Consider the following 19119-nt stretch of genomic DNA (forward strand, 5'->3'; position numbering starts at 1 on the left):
ACGCGCTCATGCAGGACGGGTAGGTGCTCAAAAACCACCGCTCAGGCCGCGAGCTCATACTGCTCAATTCCCGATGCACATTCTGCTCAAAACTACTTGACTAAACACATTATTACGCCGGAGTGCCTGACCCAGCTTGAACGCAATATTGTCGGGGCTCTGAGTGCGGCAACCATCAAGGCTTCTGACCTCACGGTTGACGGTGGCCTGACGTTACTGCACATCTGGAGAGGCTTGGACGAGGAGGGCTATGAGCGCCATGTCACGAACGGCGTCCTGCAAGAGCCCCTCGGCCATGCGATTTACGAGTCCAGTCGTCTAGGGACTTACGTATCCTCGAGAGAGTGTGGATTTACGTTCCCGAACGGCATTCCCGAGGAATGTTGGGTAGTGTCGCGAAAAGTGGTGTAGGGGCCTCCGCCCGGAATCCCTGGTGAGCCGAACCTACGCCGCCATCGCCCCCTCGTCAATCCCCGAGAGCGCCGCGATTCTCGAGCGAGCCCTCGCGACCCGCCCCTCGGTCGGCTCCGGGACGGGCGAGAGCTCGCGCTCCCACAGGCCCTCGATCGCGGACGGCTCCATGTGCCTGCGGCCGGACCAGCCCTCGGACGCCTCGCAGCACACCGCCCCCACCAGGCGGACCAGCGCCCCCTCCGACGGGAAGCTCCGGACCACCCGCGCGCGGCGCCCTATCTCCCGGTCGCGGCGCCCCTGCACGTCGTTGGTCCCGATGCGGCGGCGGTGGGCCTCGGGGAAGTCGAGGTGGGCCAGGGCGTCGGCCTTCGCCCCCTCCATGATCCTCCCGGCGTCGGCCGACAGCGACGGGATGACGCCGCGCGCGGCCCGGTAGAGGGCCCGGGCCCCCGCCGGGCCGTCCCCGTCGAACACGGCGTGGAGCACCCTCCCGGCGGCGGCCCTCTTCGCGCGCGTCGGGCACGCGTCGATCACGTCCCGCTCGAGGTGGACGACGCAGCGCTGCCAGGCCGCGCCCGGGAAGGTCTCGCGCGCCGCCCGGGCGATGCCGCCGCGGGCGTCGGAGGTCACGCGCTGCACGCCGGAGAGCCCGCGCTCGCGGAGGCCGCGCAGGAAGCCCTCCCGGCTCGCGCAGGACCCCGCGCCGGCGCACGCCGGGCCGACGACCCTGCGCACGCCGTCCTCGCCGACGGCGATGGCCGCGACCACCGCGGCCGTGGCGCCGTGGCCGTTCCGGCGGCAGGGCACGTAGGTCGCGTCGACCCAGAGGCGGGGGAGTCGCATGGGCGGAAGCCGGCGCGGGCGCAGCCCCGCCACCTCGGCGTCGAGCGCCGCGCAGATGCGCGACACGGCGTCCCTGGACAGCCGGTCGGCGCCCATGCGCTCGAGGACCCTCCCCGCCTTTCTCGTCGAGGCGCCGAGCGCGCACGTCTCGGCCGCCGCGCAGACCGCGGCGCGGTCGACCCCGCCCCACCTCTCGACCGGGCCGTCCGGGAAGTAGGTGCCCCGGCGCAGCCTCGGCATCCCGAGCGTGATGGTCCCGACCCGCGTCTCGAGACGCCTCTCCCGGAACCCGCTCCTCGTCGTGCCGGCCGCCTCGCGGGCGGCGTCGGCCCGGGCGGCCATCATCTCGTCGACGCCCGCCTCGAGCGGGGCCCTGGCGAGGCCCGCGAGCCCCTCGCCGCCCTCCTCGGCGAGCCCGAGCGTCGCGAACGCGTCTTGCGGCACAGCGTCCATTGCGGTCTCCGTTCCCCCGAACCCCTCTCTTGGTCGAAAGAGACTCTAGGACGGGGGCCGTTCCTAATTCAGGTCTCCCTTACACCACATTTCGCGACGCGATCCTTTACGTTATCCATGAGCACATTCAATATTCCTATTCATATCGGGGAATGCTAACCGGGAGGAATGCCTCCGAGCTTATTCTTGCGGAGGGCTGTGGCGCGACAGAGCGATTCGTGTGGTATGTCGTGGTCTTTACTGGGCTAGCGCTGTGTTTTGGGGCGATTTGCAGCCTCAGCTGCCGGCCATTGGCGTGGTTTGGAAGACGATCGCTATCAATCTATGTGTTTCACTCTCCTATCTTAACCATATTAGGCAAAATGGGAGTGTTGAGCAGTTTGCGTGTGCTTCCTGGCGGGGTCCTCCTACTCGCGGGGCTTTCGGTCGCTGTTGGCTTTGCCTGTGCCGCCCCTCCGCTCTGTGCGTTTTTAAGGTGGTTCCAGCGAACGTTCTCAAAGGTAAGCTTGCATAGCGCCGCGCGCCGCTAATCTAGCTTGGGCTCGTGACACGATGCAAGGGATGTGGGTTGTTGCCCGATACTCTGGCAGGAAAAAAATGGGGCGGGCCTCTTTAGCAGAAGCAATGGGGGGCGGATGCAGCTGGTGGTAGGCCACGCTGTCGGTTTGTACTTTTGGCTGCAGATGGGCACTGCCAAGGCCCAGAAATAATAATATGGGTGAATACTTGACGGGCACTTCGGTAAGCTACGAAAAGCTTGGAGGTTCGACGAACCCAGAGGAAGAGTCAAGTATCTCGATAAAATCATCTGGACCTAGGTTGCCACGCTCGCTTGCTTCGTAATATCGAAGAAGGGTCTCCGCGGACATGACTGCTACCCCATAGCGTGCGGCAATCTCAAGTTGTTTCTGTGGATAAGAGTCTTTCTCTGACGGCGGGACTTCTATCTGCGATGAAAAGATCAGGATGCCCTTAACCCTTTGGCTCGAACACATCTCCTCCAGTTTATCAGCGCAGATTTGAACGTGATCCTCCGTCTTCGATACCTGTTCACGCTTTAGGCCTTTGACCGAACCCTTGATTTCGAAGACATAGACGCAATCGTCCGTTTCATAGCGGAAGTCTTCCTCGCGAGCATCTTCGAAATCGCTGCTAACATCGAGAATCTTTGCGAGCATCTCCCTCACACGATGTTCCAGATCGAAGTCCTTTGTGCAGAGAACGGCCTTCTTTTCGCGATACTCAGAGAGGCGCGTATCGATTTCTCCCTTCTCGTTTTCTAGTTGAGTCATCTCATCAAGAATGGTCTGTCGGCGCTTGCGCAGACTCTTTTCGTCGAGGAAAGGAACCTCTTCGAGCCAAGAGGGAAAAGAGCGCCGCTCCGCGGGGAGAAGCTTCAGCCCTTGGCAGAGATCAATCAGGGCGGCAGAATCTTCGACGAGCAGGGTTGTCGCGGTAACCCGTTCTGAAATGGAGAAGCAGGTGATACCGCCCGCCTTCGATTCGGCAAACTCTTCGAATCCGCTGCTGGCCTCTTTCATGAGGTGAAAATCTGAGGAGAATTCTCTGCTCCCACATTTGGTTACAGAACAGCCAAAGGCGAGAGGTAAATCTTCGTGCAGCAAGGGGAGAAGGAGCGCATGTCTCAGTGCTTCTAGCATATCTTTGAGCGGAGTGTGTTTGTAATATCCCGCACGGCTGTTGTAGCCACCCCCGCGATAGTCATAGTTAAATGTATAGTTCTGGGGCAGGAGTATGAGCACTTCGCTTGACTTCGAATCGCCAATCATGCTCGCTAACGTGTCAAAATGTGCCATAGAGTCTATGGATTGACGGTTGTCCCTCGAGCATCTCCACAGATCTTTCTGCTGGAGGTTGACTACTACAAGGTCGAACATGTCAAACGCCTGGGCCCGGTCAAAAGGCATGACGACAATCTCATCGGTTGCTTTGATGGGACAGTCTCGTGGGTTTAAGCAGAGAACTTGAGTGGACATCGGCAACTCCTTTTGCGGGAGAGCTACGGGGCAGGAATGTCGCACGGCAGGACATCTGTTCATGATTATTCCCATTCTCAGGGAGTGGATGCCCGCGCGTCTGCGAAGAAGCTGAGACGAGTGTCCCAGTTTGATGACGGCATTGAAGCAGATACTATGACGTCCAGGCTCCGGCTATACTTGTCCCAACTGCGACCACGCGAAAGGACCGCGCATGAAGGGCATCATCCTCGCCGGCGGATCCGGCACCCGCCTCTATCCGCTCACCCTCGTGACGAGCAAGCAGCTGCTGCCCGTCTACGACAAGCCGATGGTCTACTACCCGCTCTCGGTCCTCATGATGGCGGGCATCCGCGACATCCTGATCATCTCCACCCCCACCGACCTGCCCAACTTCGAGCGGCTGCTCGGCGACGGCTCGCAGTTCGGCGTCAGCCTCTCCTACGCTGAGCAGCCCTCGCCCGACGGCCTCGCGCAGGCCTTCATCATCGGCGAGGAGTTCATCGCGGGCGAGCCCTGCGCGCTCGTCCTGGGCGACAACATCTTCTACGGCAACGGGCTCTCCCGCCACCTGCGCCGCGCCGTCGAGCACGCCGAGGCCGAGGGCGGCGCCACCGTCTTCGGCTATCACGTGGACGACCCGGAGCGCTTCGGCGTCGTGGAGTTCGACGCCGAGGGCCGCGCGCTCTCCATCGAGGAGAAGCCCGAGCGCCCCAAGAGCTCCTACGCCGTGACCGGCCTCTACTTCTACGACTCCCGCGTCTGTGAGCTGGCCAAGCGGGTCAGGCCCTCCGCGCGTGGCGAGCTGGAGATCACCACGCTCAACCAGATGTACCTGGAGGACGGCTCGCTCAACGTGGTCACGCTCGGCCGCGGCTACGCGTGGCTGGACACCGGCACCATGGAGAGCCTCTACGAGGCGAGCGAGTTCGTCCGCGCCGTCGAGCGCGCGCAGGACACGCCGGTGGCGGTGCTCGAGGAGATCGCGTTCGAGAACGGCTGGATCGGCGTCGACGCGCTGCTGTCCGCCGCGGACGCCTACGGCAAGAGCGTCTACGGCGCCCACCTGCGTCGCGTTGCCGAGGGCAAGGTAGTCCACCAGAAGAGGGAGTGGTAGGGGGCCCGCTGACCAGCTGCTGAGCGCGCGACTCGAGGATGTTGGAGTAAAGGAACGTACGTTCGTATTTTCTGCTATACTCTGCTATACTTCACTATACTTTGCTATAAATTGGTGGAGGGGCAATGATGCAGAATCCTTTCAAGCCAACGGCCGGCAAGAATCCGCCCACCCTTATCGGCAGGGATTCCGTGATTGCGGAGTTCGCCGAGGGAATCGAAAACGGCCCTGGTGCCCCGGGCAGGCTCATGCGCATAACCGGGATGCGAGGCATGGGCAAAACGGTGATGCTCAACGAAATCGGGCTTCGCGCGCGAGAGATGGGCTGGTCCGTCATCGATGAGACGGCAAGTCCGGGCTTCTGCGACAGGATTCTTGCGTCCACCAAACCGGATGCGCGTGTCAGAAGCGTGACCGCGGGACCTTCCATTCTGGGCATGTCTCTGGGTAGCGTAGAGATCGAGCGTGCGGCCCTGTCCCTGCGCGAGGCACTCGAAAGCTTAACCTCAAAGAAGGGTGACGGGCTTCTCATCACGTTGGATGAGGTGCAGGATGCCTCCCTTGAGGAGGTTCAGGCCCTGGCCGTTGCGATTCAGCATGTGATTAGGGACGACGGGAATATCGCGTTTGTCTTTGCCGGTCTTCCGTCGATGATCGAGAGCGTGGTAAACGGCAAGACCCTCACGTTTCTCAGGCGCGCCGTTCCCATGGAGCTGGGGCCCGTCAGCGTGACGGAGGTAGCGCTCTCGCTTGGGAGAACCATGGCGGGTTCCGGCATCGGGCTGCCTGCCAAGCTCGCGGCTCTTCTCGCCGACGCCACGCGAGGCTATCCGTTCATGATTCAGCTTGTGGGCTATCACGTATGGCAGATCGCCCACAGGGCCGGCGCGGAGCTGATCGACGAGGCGATGGTGCGCGAGGGCATCGCGCTTGCGCGCGACCGCTTTGACCGGACGGTCATTGAGCCAGTCCTGCAACGTCTTCCCGGCATGCTCATCGAGTATCTGCTTTGCATGGCGGAGGACGGCGGCGCACCGAGCGAGAGCGGGCGGGTCGCCGCTCGGATGGGGAAGACTCTGCAGCAGGTGAGCTCCTATCGCGCGCGTCTGATTCGCGAGGACGTGATTGAGGCAAGCGCGTGGGGCAAGGTGGAGTTCGCGATTCCCTATATGGCCGACTACCTCGATGCTCATCGCTCTGAACTGAGCATGGAGACGGTTGCTCATTCCGGCTGAGCGGCCCGGACTGCTATAGCGCCGGGTATACTGCTAAGAAGGCAATCTAGTCGAAGGAGGGGCGCACCCCCATGGAGTTCGAGAAGGACCTGCGCGCGGAGGAGACCGGAATTCCCGGGCTTCTTGTCTTTGACCTTCCCGTGCACGGAGACGCACGCGGCTGGTTCAAGGAGAACTGGCAGCGCGCCAAGATGGTGGCAGCCGGTATGCCCGCAGACTTCCGTCCGGTGCAGAACAACGTCTCCTTCAACGCCGAGCGCGGCGTCACGCGCGGCATCCACGCCGAGCCCTGGAACAAGTTCATCTCGGTCGCCGCGGGCTCGGTCTTTGGCGCGTGGGTTGACCTGCGCCCCGGCAAGACCTTCGGCCGCGTCTTCACCTGCACGCTCGACCCGTCCCGCGCGATCTACGTCCCGCGCGGCGTGGGCAACTCCTTCCAGGCTCTCGAGGACGGCACCGCCTACACCTACCTCGTTGACGCGCACTGGTCAGCCGAGCTCAAGAAGACCTACACCTTCGTGAACCTGGCCGACCCCGAGCTCGCCATCGAGTGGCCCATCCCGCTTTCTGAATGTACGCTCTCCGAGGCCGACAAGAACCACCCCATGCTCGCAGGCGCCATCCCCATGGCGCCCGAGCGCACGCTCGTCACGGGCTGCAACGGCCAGCTCGGCCGCGCCGTGCGCGCGCTGGCGGAGGAGCGCGGGCTTCTCGGCAGCTTTGACTTCTGCGACATCGACGAGTTTGACTTCTCGGATCCCGCCCAGTACGACCGCTACGACTGGTCGCTCTACGGCACCGTGATCAACTGCGGCGCCTACACCGCCGTCGACCGCGCGGAGACCCCCGAGGGCCGCGCCGCCTGCTGGCGCGCCAACGCCACGGGCCCCGCGCTGCTCGCCCGCACCTGCGCGGAGCACGGCATCATGCTCGTGCACGTGAGCTCGGACTACGTCTTCGACGGCACGGCCGAGAACCACGGCGAGGGTGAGGACCTCTCGCCGCTGGGCGTCTACGGGCAGACCAAGGCCGCCGGCGACCTGGCCGTGGCTGGCTGCCCCGCGCACTACGTGGTGCGCTCGAGCTGGGTCATCGGCGACGGGAAGAACTTCGTCCGCACGATGGCCGGCCTCGCGCGGCGCTGCGCCGATCCCGCGGACGGTCTGGAGCGCGTGACCGTGGTGGACGACCAGCTGGGCCGTCTCACCTTCACCGACCAGATGGCCGAGGGCATCTTCGCCCTTCTCGACGGCCATGCCCCGTACGGCACCTACAACCTCACCGGCTCCGGCCGCGTGGCCTCCTGGGCCCAGATCGCCCGCGAGGTCTTCGAGCTCACGTGCGGCAACGGCGACGCCGTCACGCCCGTGACCACCGCCGAGTACTATGCGAGCGCCGCCGGCCCGGTGTCGCCGCGTCCTGTCCACTCCGACCTCGACCTCTCCAAGATTCACGCGGTGGGCTTCTCGCCCCGTGATTGGGAGGACGAGCTGCGGGAGTATCTTTTCAACCTTGAGGAGGCTTAGCATGTCCGACACCTTCCAGCCCACCAACATCATCGTCACAGGCGGGTGCGGTTTCATCGGCTCCAACTTCGTGCACTACGTGGTCAACAACCACCCCGGCGTGCACGTGACGGTGCTGGACAAGCTCACCTACGCCGGCAACCCCGAGAACATCGCCGGCCTACCCGAGGACCGCGTGGAGCTCGTCGTGGGCGACATCTGCGACGCCGAACTCTTGGACCGCATCGTCCCCGGCCACGACGCGATCGTCCACTACGCGGCGGAGTCCCACAACGACAACTCCATCGCCGACCCGGAGCCCTTCGTCCAGACCAACGTGGTGGGCACCTACCGCCTGCTCGAGGCCTGCCGCAAGTACGACGTGCGCTACCACCACGTCTCCACCGACGAGGTCTATGGCGACCTGGCCCTGGACGATCCGGCGCGCTTCACCGAGGAGACGCCGTACCACCCGAGCAGCCCCTACAGCTCCACCAAGGCCAGCTCCGACATGCTCGTCCGCGCCTGGACCCGCACCTACGGCCTGCGCACCACGATCTCCAACTGCTCCAACAACTACGGTCCCTACCAGCATGTGGAGAAGTTCATCCCGCGCCAGATCACCAACATCCTGTGCGGCATCCGCCCCAAGCTCTACGGCGACGGGAAGAACGTCCGCGACTGGATTCACACCGAGGACCACAGCTCCGCGGTGTGGGAGATCCTCACGCGCGGCCGCTACGGCGAGACCTACCTCATCGGCGCGGACGGCGAGAAGGACAACATCACCGTCCTGCGCGAGATCCTGCGCGCGATGGGCCAGCCCGAGGACGCCTTCGACTGGGTCCGCGACCGCCCCGGCCACGACCGCCGCTACGCGATCGACTCCACCAAGCTCCGCCGCGAGCTAGGCTGGCGGCCGCGCCACACCGACTTCGCGAGCGGCCTTGCAGCCACGATCGCGTGGTATCGCGACAACGAGGCCTGGTGGCGCCCGGCCAAGGAGGCCACCGAGGCCAAGTACGCCGCCCAGGGCCAGTAGCGCGGTTCTTCTCGGCAGGCATATCTGAGTGGAATGGGCTCCGGATGTGATCCGGGGCCCCTTTTCTTGGGGGTGCCTCAGAGCGCGTAGAGCTCTTCGAGCGTGACGAGGTGCACGTCAGCTCGGTGGGCACACTTCTCGGCGGTTGCTTCGGAGACGGCCCGCTTGGAGAACAGGTAGAGGTGCGAGGCATGGTATCCGCGCACCAGGTCGCGCTTAGCGATCTGTGCGCACCGCAGCCGAGTAAAACGCCTTTTCTAAACGTCTCCGATGCCGAGCAATGTCTCGCCCTTCTCGGTGAGAGCAAAACGAAGAGGGCGCCCGCTGACCTTTTTGGCGAACCCCATCTCTTCAAGAGCTTTCACGTGCTTTCTCGTCATCTCACGGTGGAGGCCGAGATACTCCTCCATAACCTCAATTGGCACGTCGGGGAAGGCGCCGAATAGGTCAAACTGTGCGAGCATGAACAGGAGGTCACGCTGTTTGTCCGGAATGGATGCTTGCTCGGACAGCCGTTCGAGGCCTCTCTGCACGATTTGGAATTGGCCGCTCCTAATCTCCAGGTCGCTGAGGATGCGCTGTTGGGCGACGTCAACATATGTGAGCAACATGATGACGAATGGCGTGAGCTCGCCATGGTTGAGCGGGTGTTCGACCTCCCGGAACGCCTTGTAGTACGGGCTCCTGTTCTCTGCGATGACACGTGAGAGGGAGAGCGCCGTAAGCGTCGAGAGGGACTGGCTGAGATAGAGTGCCAGAAGGTAGCGACCCGTTCTGCCGTTGCCGTCGTAGAACGGGTGCGTGTACTCGAAGATGAAGTGCGACGCTGCGGCACGATATGTTCCAGGAATGTCGGGAGAGGATGCAAGGCCGATCATCTGAGACAGCGCGGAGATGATTCTGCTCTCGGGCGAGAGACCCTGATGTATCACTCGGCCGCCATCCCCGATGATGCTCACTTCCCCTTTCCGAAAGAGCGTCCCGTCCGGCGCATCCTCGCCCAGCTCCTCTCCTGACATGATGCGGTCGTAAATGCTCCTGATGTCTTCTGGGGTCTGGGGAAGAACGCGTGCGTTGTCGCTCAGCTCGAGATAGAGTCGCGCCAGTTCCCTAAATCTCCTGTGGCTTAGCTTGCTCGAATCTATGGGCAAGGTCTCCAGGAGCTCATTGATTTGTCTTCTGGTGCTGTATACGCCTTCGAGCTCGTTCGAACAGACAACCTCATCGATGACGAGGCTGCGGATAAGGGCCCCACGGGCGATGGCGGGAAGATTGGAGAGGGCGACGGCGATTTCCCGTTCACGCCCCAGAATGGTCTCGTTAAGCAGGGAGAGCTCACGAGGCGTGGCCAGGAAGAGCTCCTCGCCACCGATTTCAAAGCTCGTCTTGAATGTGGATTCCGCCTCACGACGAGATGCGGCAAGAGAGACGTTGTTCTCAAAGCGCTCATTGCCGGCGTCCATATGGAAGAGCTTCTCGAGGGACTGATAAGGCATACCGTTACCTCCGATGTCGAGAGAGTAGAACTATACCGCAAATCCGATGCTCTTATTTCTACTATTTCGTAAATAGTAGAAATAAGAGCGACCGCGGAGGCCTTCAGATTGGATTGACCGCGTTTTTGGTGGCGCCTGAAAGCGCGGCCTTCTCGCCCCCGCGCGCATGTCATAATCTTACGAACGGATTCACCCGATTGCAGGAGGTAGTCGTGGCAGAGGCGGTTCGGTGCGCCCGCGTGGGCGTCCTGGGGAGCGGCGCGTGGGGCCTCGCGCTCGCGCGGCTCTTCTCGAACGAGGGGCACGACGTGGTCGTGTGGTCCGAGTCTGAGCAGGTGGTCGAGCACCTGGAGGCCACGCGCACCATCCCGCTGCCCGGCGACCCGGACCTGCCTGCCAAGATCGCTCTCACCACCAGCGTGGAGGAGGCGGTGGCCGAGAAGGACGTGGTCGTCTTTGTGACGTCGTCGCGCTTCGTGCGCTCCATGGCGGCCGCCGCGGCGCCGTACCTGCGCCCCGACACCGTGCTCGTGTGCGCCACCAAGGGCCTCGAAGAGGGCACCTTCGACACGATGACCGAGGTCATCGCCGGTGAGGTCGCCCGCCTGCGCCCCGACGTCGAGCCCGTCACCGTTGCGCTCTCCGGTCCCAGCCACGCCGAGGAGGTCGCCTTCGACATGCCCACGTGCATCGTCGCGGCCAGCCACAGCGAGGAGGCGGCCCTTCTCGTCCAGCGGCTCTTCTCGGGCGACGTCCTGCGCGTCTACACCAGCGCCGACATCCACGGCGTCGAGCTCTGCGGCGCCATCAAGAACGTGATCGCCCTCGCGTGCGGCATCGCGCGCGGCCTGGGCTTTGGCGACAACTCCTCCGCCGCGCTCATCACCCGTGGCCTGGCCGAGATGCGCCGCCTGGGCACCGCGCTGGGCTGCGACCAGGAGACGTTCTTCGGCCTGGCCTGCACCGGCGACCTGGTGGTCACCGCCGGCAGCCTCCACAGCCGCAACCTGCGCTGCGGCAGGATGCTCGGCGAGGGCGTGCCCGTCGACGAGGCGGTGGCCAAGGTCGGCGCCGTGGTGGAGGGCCTGAACGCGCTGCCCGCCGTGCTGGAGCTCGCCGCGCACTGCGGCGTCGAGATGCCCATCTGCGAGATGGTCGACCTGGTCGTCTCCGGCAAGATCGCGCCCGAGGAGGCGACCGGCCTGCTCATGGGCCGTGAGCTCAAGCCCGAGGGCCCCGCCGCCTACGAGGCGTAGCGCGCCGGCGGACACACACGCCGAGACAGAGAAACGGCACAGAATCGCGTCTCTTGGCGCCCGATTCTGTGCCGTTTCTCTGTTTGGGCGGGCTTGTCCCCGGGGGCGGCGCGACAATGGCGAGAAGAACCGCGCGCTCGCAGGGGAGGTCGCCATGTCCGTCGTCGCCGCGTTTGCCGTTCCGCACCCGCCGCTGATCGTGCCGGGGGTGGGCCATGGGCGCGAGAGGGACGTCGCCGCGACCGTCGCCGCCTACGAGGAGGTCGCGCGGCGTGTGGCCGACCTCGCGCCGGACACGCTGGTGATCTCCAGCCCGCATACCACCTCCTACCTCGATTACCTGCACATCTCGCCGGGGCCCGGCGCGCGCGGCGACTTCGCGGACTTTGGTGACCGTGCGGACGGCTCCGAGGTCATCTACGACGAGGAGTTCGTCCGCGAGCTCGCGTCCGCGGCGGAGGCCGTCGGCATCCCGGCGGGGACTCGCGGCGAGCGCGACGCCCGGCTTGACTGGGGCGTGCTCGTGCCGCTCCACTTCATCCAGGCGCGCTGCCGAGGCTTCAGGGTGGTGCGCATGGGCCTTGCGGGCTTCTCGCCGCTCGAGCACTACCGGCTGGGCACCCTCGTGCAGCAGACTGCCGCAAGGCTGGGGCGACGCGTGGTCTACGTGGCCTCGGGCGACCTCTCCCACAAGCTCGCGGCGGACGGCCCCTACGGCTTCGTGCCCGACGGGCCGGTCTTTGACGAGGCGGTCTGCGACGCCCTCTCCACGGGCGACTTCCTGAGCCTGCTCGCGATGGACCCCGGCCTCTGCGAGCGCGCGGCGGAGTGCGGCCTGCGCTCGTTCCAGATCATGGCCGGCGCGCTCGACGGGACGCCCGTCCGCGCCGAGCTGCTCTCGCACGAGGGTCCCTTCGGCGTGGGCTACGGCGTGGCCGCGTTCACGCCCTGCGGGCCGGAGGGCTCCGACCCCGCGCGTCGCTTTGAGGCAGCGTACCGGGAGCTCCACGAACGCCAGCTGGCAGAGACCCGCTCGCGAGAGGACGCCTACGTACAACTGGCGCGCGCGTCGCTGGAGAGCCACGTGAGAGACGGCCGTCAGCTTGAGCTCCCCGCTGACCTGCCGCCCGAGCTCACCCGGCGGCGCGCCGGGGCGTTCGTCTCGCTCAAGAAGGACGGCCGCCTGCGCGGCTGCATCGGCACCATCGCGCCCACGCGCACGAGCCTCGCGGAGGAGATCGCGGCCAACGCGGTCTCCGCCGGGTGTCACGACCCGCGCTTCTCGCCCGTGACCGCAGACGAGCTGCCGGAGCTGGTCTACGACGTGGACGTCCTCGGCGAGCCGGAGCCCGTGGCGGACCGCTCCCAGCTGGACCCGGCGCGCTACGGCGTGATCGTGAGCACGCCCGACGGCCGGCGCGGCCTGCTGCTGCCGGCGCTCGACGGCGTGGACACCGTGGACGAGCAGCTCCAGATCGCCGCACGCAAGGGAGGCATCTCGCTGGGCGAGAAGGACGTGCGCCTGGAGCGCTTCGAGGTGGTGCGTCACCTGTGAGCGGCCTGGCGACATGCGACGTGTGCCCGCGGCACTGCCACCTGGCTCCAGGCGCGCTCGGGGCCTGCCGCGCGCGGCGCAACGTGGACGGTGCGGTGGTCCCCGAGGCCTACGGGCGCGTGACCTCGCTCGCGCTCGACCCGGTTGAGAAGAAGCCTCTCGCGCGCTTCCATCCGGGCTCCTATCTGCTGTCCGTTGGCGGCTACGGCTGTAACCTCGCGTGTCCGTTCTGCCAGAACCACCAGATCTCGCAGGCGGGCGAGAAGGACGTGGCGTGGCGCGAGCTCTCCCCGGAGGGCCTGGTCGCGCTCGCGGAGGACGCCCGCCGGCGCGACCCGCGCGTGATCGGCATCGCGCACACCTACAACGAGCCGCTCGTGGCGTGGGAGTACGTGGCGGACGCGGCGCGCCTTGCCCGCGAGCGCGGCCTCGTGACTGTGCTGGTCTCGAACGGCTGCGCTGAGCTGGGCGTCATTGACGAGCTGGCGCCGCTGCTCGACGCGGCGAACATCGACCTCAAGGGCTTCTCGCCCGCGTTCTACGAGGCGTGCGGCGGCGCGCAGGGCTCGCTCGACGCCGTGCGCGCCACGGTGGAGCGCCTCGCCGCGGAGCCGGGCTGCCACCTCGAGGTCACGACGCTCGTGGTCCCCGGCAAGAACGACGCGGAGGACGAGGTCGACGCCATTGCGCGCTGGCTGGCGATCCTGCCCGGCGACGTCGTCTACCACGTGACGCGCTACTTCCCGCACTGGCGCATGGCGGACGTCCCCGCCACGCCCGTGGCCACCGTGCGCCGCCTCGCCGACGTCGCCCGCCGCCACCTCGCCCACGTCTACGTTGGCAACTGCTGAGCGCGAGGGCCTGCCGCGCACGAGGCGCCGCGCCCCTACGCGCGACGGACCTCGTCGAGGTAGCTCGGCCGCTCCACGAGGGCGCCGCGCGCCTCGTCCACGGCCAGGCGCAGCTCGCCGGCCCGGTCCACGTACTGCTGCAGCACGTAGCGCACGTCCTCGTCGGCAAGGCCCATGACCAGCGGCTCCGCCTCGTCGACGCCCGTCCCAAAGCGCTCCGGGTCGCAGCGCGACTCCGCTAGGTCGATCACGCGCCCAAACAGCGCGCGCTCCTCCGGCCGCACGGCGCCCAGCCGCACCAGCAGCTCGAGCTGCTCCAGCTCGCAGCCGATCTCCCACAGGCAGAAGAGCATCCGGTCCGCCGCGTCGCGGTAGCGCGCGACCTCCGCGATCTCGGCGTTCTTGTCGCCCGCCGCAGAGATCGAGTCGAGCAGCGCGTTCGCCTGCGTGTGCAGCATCTGGAAGTGGAGCAGCCGCTCGGAGGAGACCACCGTGTCCACGCGCTCGTCGAGCGTGGTGCGCACCAGCGACCACACCTGTCGAACCATCGCGAAGAGCTGGCGCACGTCCGCCGCGAAGAGCCGCCGGTCGGAGGTGGGCAGCACCAGCCGGTTGACCAGCGCCACGGTGACGACCGCCAGCGCGAGCGAGCCCAGGCGCATGGCCGTGGCGTAGCCGTCGTCGATGGAGACCGACGCCATCGTGACCGCGTACGCCGTCGCAAAGAACGCCGAGGTCACGGTACCCGGCCGCGCGGCGTAGAGCGGCGCCACGAGCACCATGCCCAGAACCATCACGCCGGCCCAGCCCAGGTTGAGGAGCGCCACCGCGTGCACGAACACGCAGCCCAGCGCCGTGCCGGCCATGCGGGTGCGCATGCGGCGCGAGCTCTCGTCGGGGAAGGGCTGCAGCAGCAGGTAGGCGTGCAGCACGTACCAGTAGAGGTGGTCCACGGGCAGCAGCAGGTTGACGCTGCAGCTCACTGCCAGCACGATGCCACAGCGCACCGAGAAGCGCATCTCAAAGGAGTCGAGCGTGGGGCGCTTGCGGAAGAGCGCCGTACCGGCGGCGTCGCGCGCAGACATGTGCCAGACGCGCTGCTGCGGGTCGTCGGCAGTGCGCAAGATAAGGAGCAGCATGTTGAGATACCCGCGGCAGAAGATCCGGAAGCGCGGCTCGTCCACTGACAGGCCGGCGAGAAGGGCCCGCGTGCGGTTGGCGAGCACGGCGCGCCGGCCCGAGCTCGCACTGGCGTCCACCACGGCGTCGAGCTCGCGCGTGAGGTGCGCCAGCTGGCCGAGAAGCGCCGCGTGCTGCTCGCGGTGGCGGTCGCTCCAGTCAAAGTTGCCGGTCAGGTAGGCCGTGCGCTGCGCGAGCGTGGCCATCATGTCGAGCAGGTTCACGGTGCGCGGCGGCGCGGTCGAGTCCTCGCGCGCGGAGTAGGCGAGGGCCGCGAACTCCCGGCGCAGGGCGAGCAGCTCGGCGCGCAGCGGCTCGTCGATGCCGCCCGCCGCGGCGCGCTCGAGGTCGTCTGCCAGGCGGCGCACGCAGTCGTGCAGGCGCAGGCGCGCCTCGCGCCCGCGGTGCCGGACCGCGCCCGCCACGAGCAGACCCGCGCTCAGCACGACGCAGCAGGCCGCGAGCACCGCCGCCTGCGTGCCAAACGACGCCACGAGGTTGCCGGGGCGCAGCTGCAGGAACGCGAAGAGCATGGTGTAGGGGAAGTAGCGGCGCGGGTTGAGCTGCGACGAGCGCATGAACACCAGCACGAACGGCATGGCCAGGTTCACGGCCACGCACAGGATGACGTTTGTCACCGCCACGCGCGCGCCCACGAGCGCCAGCGCGCTCACCAGGAAGAACCGGGCGTACTGCGACGGCGGGTTGTACTTCGTGAGCCGCGTCTCAAAGAGCGTGGTGAACGGCGAGACCGCAAGCAGGTACTGGTCGCCAAAGCCAAGCTGGACGACCCAGAACAGGGCGATGAAGAACACGATGACGGGTAGCGTGCCCACGAGCTGGGCGCGTCGGTCGCACGTCCACCGTATGATCTTCTCGCGCGTCATGCCCCCATTGTCACACACCCATCGCCTGCATGACGAACATGATGGCGGTGAGCACGGTCACGGCCACGATCGTGAACCAGGTGAGCGCGTTCCAGAGGCGGCCGTTGGCAAAGCGGCCCATCACGTGACGGTCGCTCGCGATGAGCACCATGAAGACGAGCAGCACGGGCAGCAACACGCCGTTGATGACCTGGGCGACCATCATGATGCCAAAGAGGTTCACGTTGGGCAGCATGACCACCACGGCAGAGATCGCGATGACGGCGGTGATGATGCCGCGATACACCGGCGCCTCGGCCCAGCTGCGGTCGGCGCCGCGCTCCCAGCCAAAGGCCTCGCAAATCGCGCTCGACGTGATGCCCGGCAGGACGCACGCCGCGAGTAGCGACGCCCCGGCCAGGCCCGCGCCAAAGAGCAGCTCGGCGTAGTCGCCCACGAGCGGCGCCAGCGCGGCGGCCGCGTCCTCGGCCCCGCTCACCTCAACGCCGGCGGGGTGCAGCACGGCGCCCGTGGTGAGGATGATGAACCACGAGATGACGCTTGCCGCCACGGCGCCCGTCACGGTGTCGACGCGCTGGTAGGGGAGGTCCTCGGCGTGCGCGTTCTTCTCGACCACGTTGGACTGCGCCAGGAAGAGCATCCAGGGTGCGATGGCCGTGCCCACGCTCGCCACCAAGAGCGACAGGTAACGCGGCGTGGCCTCCACGTGCGGGACCACGGTGTGCAGGAGGGCGTCGCCCCAGTTGGGGCCCACCATGACGCCGGCCACGATGTAGGTCACGAAGACGCACGCGATGGCGAGAAGGACCTTCTCGATGCGGCGGTACGACCCGCTCATCGTGAGCAGCCAGATGGCCAGCGCCGCAACCGGCACGCTCACGTGGACCGGTACGCCAAAGAGCGCGAGCGCCGACGCGATGCCCGCGAACTCCGAGAGCGTGACCGTGGTGTTGGAGACGAGAAGAGCCGCCATGGCCAGCGCGGAGAGCCGCACGCCAAACTGCTCGCGGATGAGCGACGCGAGGCCCTTGCCCGTGACGCAGCCCATGCGCGCCGCGGTCTCCTGCGCCACGATCAGCAGGAAGCACATCACCGGCACGGTCCAGAGCTGCATGAAGCCAAAGAGCGCGCCCGCGTTGGAGTAGGTCGCCACGCCGCCGGCGTCCGCTCCCGCGAGCGCGGCCACCATGCCGGGGCCCATGGCCGCGAGGATGCGGCGCGGCTCAAGCCGCGTGCGCGCGTTCTTCTCGCCCTGCGACATCTAGAATCCCGACCCCACCATGCCGCCGGGGCCGGCGAGCGCGATCGCCGCGCCCGTGAAGACCGCGACGGCCACGACCATGGCGACGACGGACAGCGTGAAGCCCGACGTCTCCTTGTTGGCCTCGTCGCGCGCGCGAAGGACGCCCAGGTAGACCGGGGTGAGCGCAAAGGACACGAAGATGCTCGCCGCCGCGGCGAAGCCGCCGGTCACGAGGGAGTCGCCAAGGCTGCCCTCGAAGAACCCCGCCGTCGAGACCGCGGGCGACATGATCACGTTCATGAGCGCGATCACGATCAGGGCGAGAAGGACCGCCAGCGCCGCCCCCATGCCCACGCCCTTGAACGTGAAGCCCAGCATGGAGGGGGAGTCCTCGTCGTCGGGGTCGTTCTCCAGGAAGAAGTTGGTCACGTAGGAGATGGAGTCGTCCGCGAGCACGAGGGCCACGGCGAGCGGGATCGCTATGGTGAGCGTCTCGGCCAGCGTGAGGTGGCCGTCCACGGCCAGCGCCAGCGCCACCACGCCGAGCGCCCACAGGACCACCCACACGTTGCGGCGCACGAGCCAGATGAGCGTGCTCGCGTGGCCGGAGTCCTCGCCGTCTGCGGAGCCGCCGGCGACGCGCAGGTCCTCGGCGTGCTCCTCCTCCAGGACGTCGAGCGCGTCGTCGACGGTGACGATGCCCAAGAGGCGCCCCTCGTCGTTCACGACGGGCATGGCCAGCAGGTTGTACTTGGCGATGTCCTCGGCCACGTCCTCCTGGTCGTCCTCGGGGCTCGCGGTCACGAGGTCGGCGGTGGCGAGCTCGGCCAGGCGCGTCTCGGGCGCGGCCACGATCAGCGCGTTCAGCGTGACGACGCCGGTGAGCCTGCGCTCCTCGTCCACGAGGTAGACGTAGCGCACGGACTCGAAGTCCTCGTCCAGGCCGCGCAGCATCTCCACGGCGTCGGCCACGGTGGCGTCCTCGGCGACGGTCGCCACCTCGGAGGTCATGATGCGGCCTGCGGTGTTCTCGCGGTAGCCGAGCAGCTGGCGGATCGCGCGCTGCTCCTGGACGCCCATCAGGCGCAGGAGCTTCTCGGCCTTGTCGTAGTCCAGCTCGCTGACCAGCTCGGCCGCGTCGTCCGGGTCCATCTCGGAGAGGATGCGCGAGGCGTCGGTCTCGGTGAGGTTGCCCATGAGCTCGGCGGCCATCGCGTCGTCGTCGAACTCGGCCATCGCGCCGGCGCGCTGCTCGTCGTCGAGCTGCGCGAAGACCTGGCCGCGCAGGCGCGGGTCCAGCCGCTCGATGATGTCGGCGATGTCGGCGGGGTGCATGTCGTCGAGCGTCTTGTGGGAGACGGAGAGCTTGACGTTGGAGAGGTCGCGCTCAACCAGGTCCATGTAGCTCCACGCGATGATCTTCTCGGGCAGGGGGTGGCCAAAGGTGCGGCACACGCGCAGCGCCACGCGCTCGAGGGCGGGGTGGAGGCTGCGCAAGAGACCGCGCGCGCCCACCTCCGCGCCCAGCAGGCGCAGCTGGGTGGAGCTCGTGTCCGAGAGCTTGAGGTCGTTCACGCGCACGACGCGCATGCCGTGGGTGTCCACGATCTGCTTGTTGAGGATGTCGCGGGCGAGAAGGACCTCGTCCGGCTGGAGGTACGAGAAGCGCAGGTCGGTGGCCGTGACCTTGAGGCGGACCTCGGACTCGTCGTAGGTGTCCACGAACTTGCGCCAGGAGATCATGATGGGCGTGCGGCCGGGGCCCATGAAGGCCAGGCTCGTGATGCGGGGGAAGACCTCGCCCGTGGCGATGCCCAGGTCGGAGACCGTGCCGACCTTCTCGCCGTCGGCGTCAAGAACGGGGTTGCCCAGGAGTTGGGACAGGTAGATCATTCGTGCTCCTTACGTGCGTCGCGTTGGCGCGCCCGCTCGCGGGAGCACGCCGCAGGTCATCGACTGTGAGGTCGAGGTTTCATGCGGACCTTTCTCCTAGGTGGATTTGTCGACTGTATTGTAGCCCAAGCGCGCGGCGCGCGGGCGAGAGGA

At 66.6% G+C, this 19119-nt stretch carries 13 protein-coding genes; 7 read left to right on the plus strand and 6 right to left on the minus strand.

The window, feature by feature from the left end; genetic code table 11:
* Positions 1–444: 444 nt before the first annotated feature.
* Positions 445–1710, minus strand: coding sequence for an IS256 family transposase (locus tag B5F73_RS07965; protein ID WP_087227720.1), 1266 nt, complete (start codon positions 1708–1710; stop codon positions 445–447).
* Between the two features lie 746 nt (positions 1711–2456).
* A complete protein-coding gene (locus tag B5F73_RS07970; protein WP_087227721.1) occupies positions 2457–3707 on the minus strand; it encodes a hypothetical protein in 1251 nt (416 codons plus the stop codon).
* A 214-nt stretch (positions 3708–3921) separates the two neighbouring features.
* Here B5F73_RS07970 and rfbA point away from each other — a divergent pair, with 214 nt between their 5' ends.
* The 4 genes from rfbA (at position 3922) to rfbB (ending at position 8606) form a co-directional block, all read left to right on the plus strand.
* Positions 3922–4824: a glucose-1-phosphate thymidylyltransferase RfbA gene (gene rfbA, locus B5F73_RS07975; RefSeq protein ID WP_087227722.1), complete on the plus strand. Its 903-nt coding sequence runs from the start codon at positions 3922–3924 to the stop codon at positions 4822–4824.
* A 125-nt stretch (positions 4825–4949) separates the two neighbouring features.
* Positions 4950–6059: an ATP-binding protein gene (locus B5F73_RS07980; RefSeq protein WP_087227723.1), complete on the plus strand. Its 1110-nt coding sequence runs from the start codon at positions 4950–4952 to the stop codon at positions 6057–6059.
* A 71-nt stretch (positions 6060–6130) separates the two neighbouring features.
* Positions 6131–7585, plus strand: a complete 1455-nt coding sequence (locus tag B5F73_RS07985) for a sugar nucleotide-binding protein (RefSeq protein WP_087227724.1) — start codon at positions 6131–6133, stop codon at positions 7583–7585.
* A 1-nt stretch (position 7586) separates the two neighbouring features.
* On the plus strand, positions 7587–8606 hold the full coding sequence (rfbB, locus tag B5F73_RS07990; RefSeq protein ID WP_087227725.1) for a dTDP-glucose 4,6-dehydratase: 1020 nt from the start codon (positions 7587–7589) through the stop codon (positions 8604–8606).
* Between the two features lie 257 nt (positions 8607–8863).
* On the opposite strand, the gene B5F73_RS07995 is transcribed toward rfbB, so the two are convergent.
* Positions 8864–10102 carry a Fic family protein gene (locus B5F73_RS07995; RefSeq protein ID WP_087227775.1) on the minus strand — a complete coding sequence of 413 codons (1239 nt, stop codon included), beginning with the start codon at positions 10100–10102 and terminating at the stop codon, positions 8864–8866.
* A gap of 212 nt (positions 10103–10314) precedes the next feature.
* On the opposite strand from B5F73_RS07995, the gene B5F73_RS08000 reads away from it, so the two are divergent.
* The 3 genes from B5F73_RS08000 to amrS all read left to right on the plus strand — a co-directional run bounded on the left by B5F73_RS08000 (position 10315) and on the right by amrS (position 13764).
* Positions 10315–11358, plus strand: coding sequence for an NAD(P)H-dependent glycerol-3-phosphate dehydrogenase (locus tag B5F73_RS08000; RefSeq protein WP_204206294.1), 1044 nt, complete (start codon positions 10315–10317; stop codon positions 11356–11358).
* Positions 11359–11512: 154 nt separating this feature from the next.
* A complete protein-coding gene (gene amrA, locus B5F73_RS08005; protein ID WP_087227726.1) occupies positions 11513–12913 on the plus strand; it encodes an AmmeMemoRadiSam system protein A in 1401 nt (466 codons plus the stop codon).
* A complete protein-coding gene (gene amrS / locus B5F73_RS08010) occupies positions 12910–13764 on the plus strand; it encodes an AmmeMemoRadiSam system radical SAM enzyme (protein ID WP_087227727.1) in 855 nt (284 codons plus the stop codon). The genes amrA and amrS overlap by 4 nt, the downstream gene beginning before the upstream one ends.
* Before the next feature lie 35 nt (positions 13765–13799).
* Here amrS and B5F73_RS08015 read toward each other — a convergent pair whose 3' ends face one another.
* The 3 genes from B5F73_RS08015 to B5F73_RS08025 are packed head-to-tail and all read right to left on the minus strand — an operon-like array spanning position 13800 to position 18966.
* Positions 13800–15830 carry an FUSC family protein gene (locus B5F73_RS08015; protein ID WP_087227728.1) on the minus strand — a complete coding sequence of 677 codons (2031 nt, stop codon included), beginning with the start codon at positions 15828–15830 and terminating at the stop codon, positions 13800–13802.
* Between the two features lie 10 nt (positions 15831–15840).
* Positions 15841–17091 carry an Nramp family divalent metal transporter gene (locus B5F73_RS08020; protein ID WP_087227729.1) on the minus strand — a complete coding sequence of 417 codons (1251 nt, stop codon included), beginning with the start codon at positions 17089–17091 and terminating at the stop codon, positions 15841–15843.
* Positions 17092–18966 carry a CBS domain-containing protein gene (locus B5F73_RS08025; RefSeq protein WP_087227730.1) on the minus strand — a complete coding sequence of 625 codons (1875 nt, stop codon included), beginning with the start codon at positions 18964–18966 and terminating at the stop codon, positions 17092–17094.
* Positions 18967–19119: the final 153 nt, after the last annotated feature.

The sequence above is a fragment of the Olsenella sp. An270 genome (genome assembly GCF_002159735.1).
Classification (GTDB): Bacteria; Actinomycetota; Coriobacteriia; order Coriobacteriales; family Atopobiaceae; genus Thermophilibacter.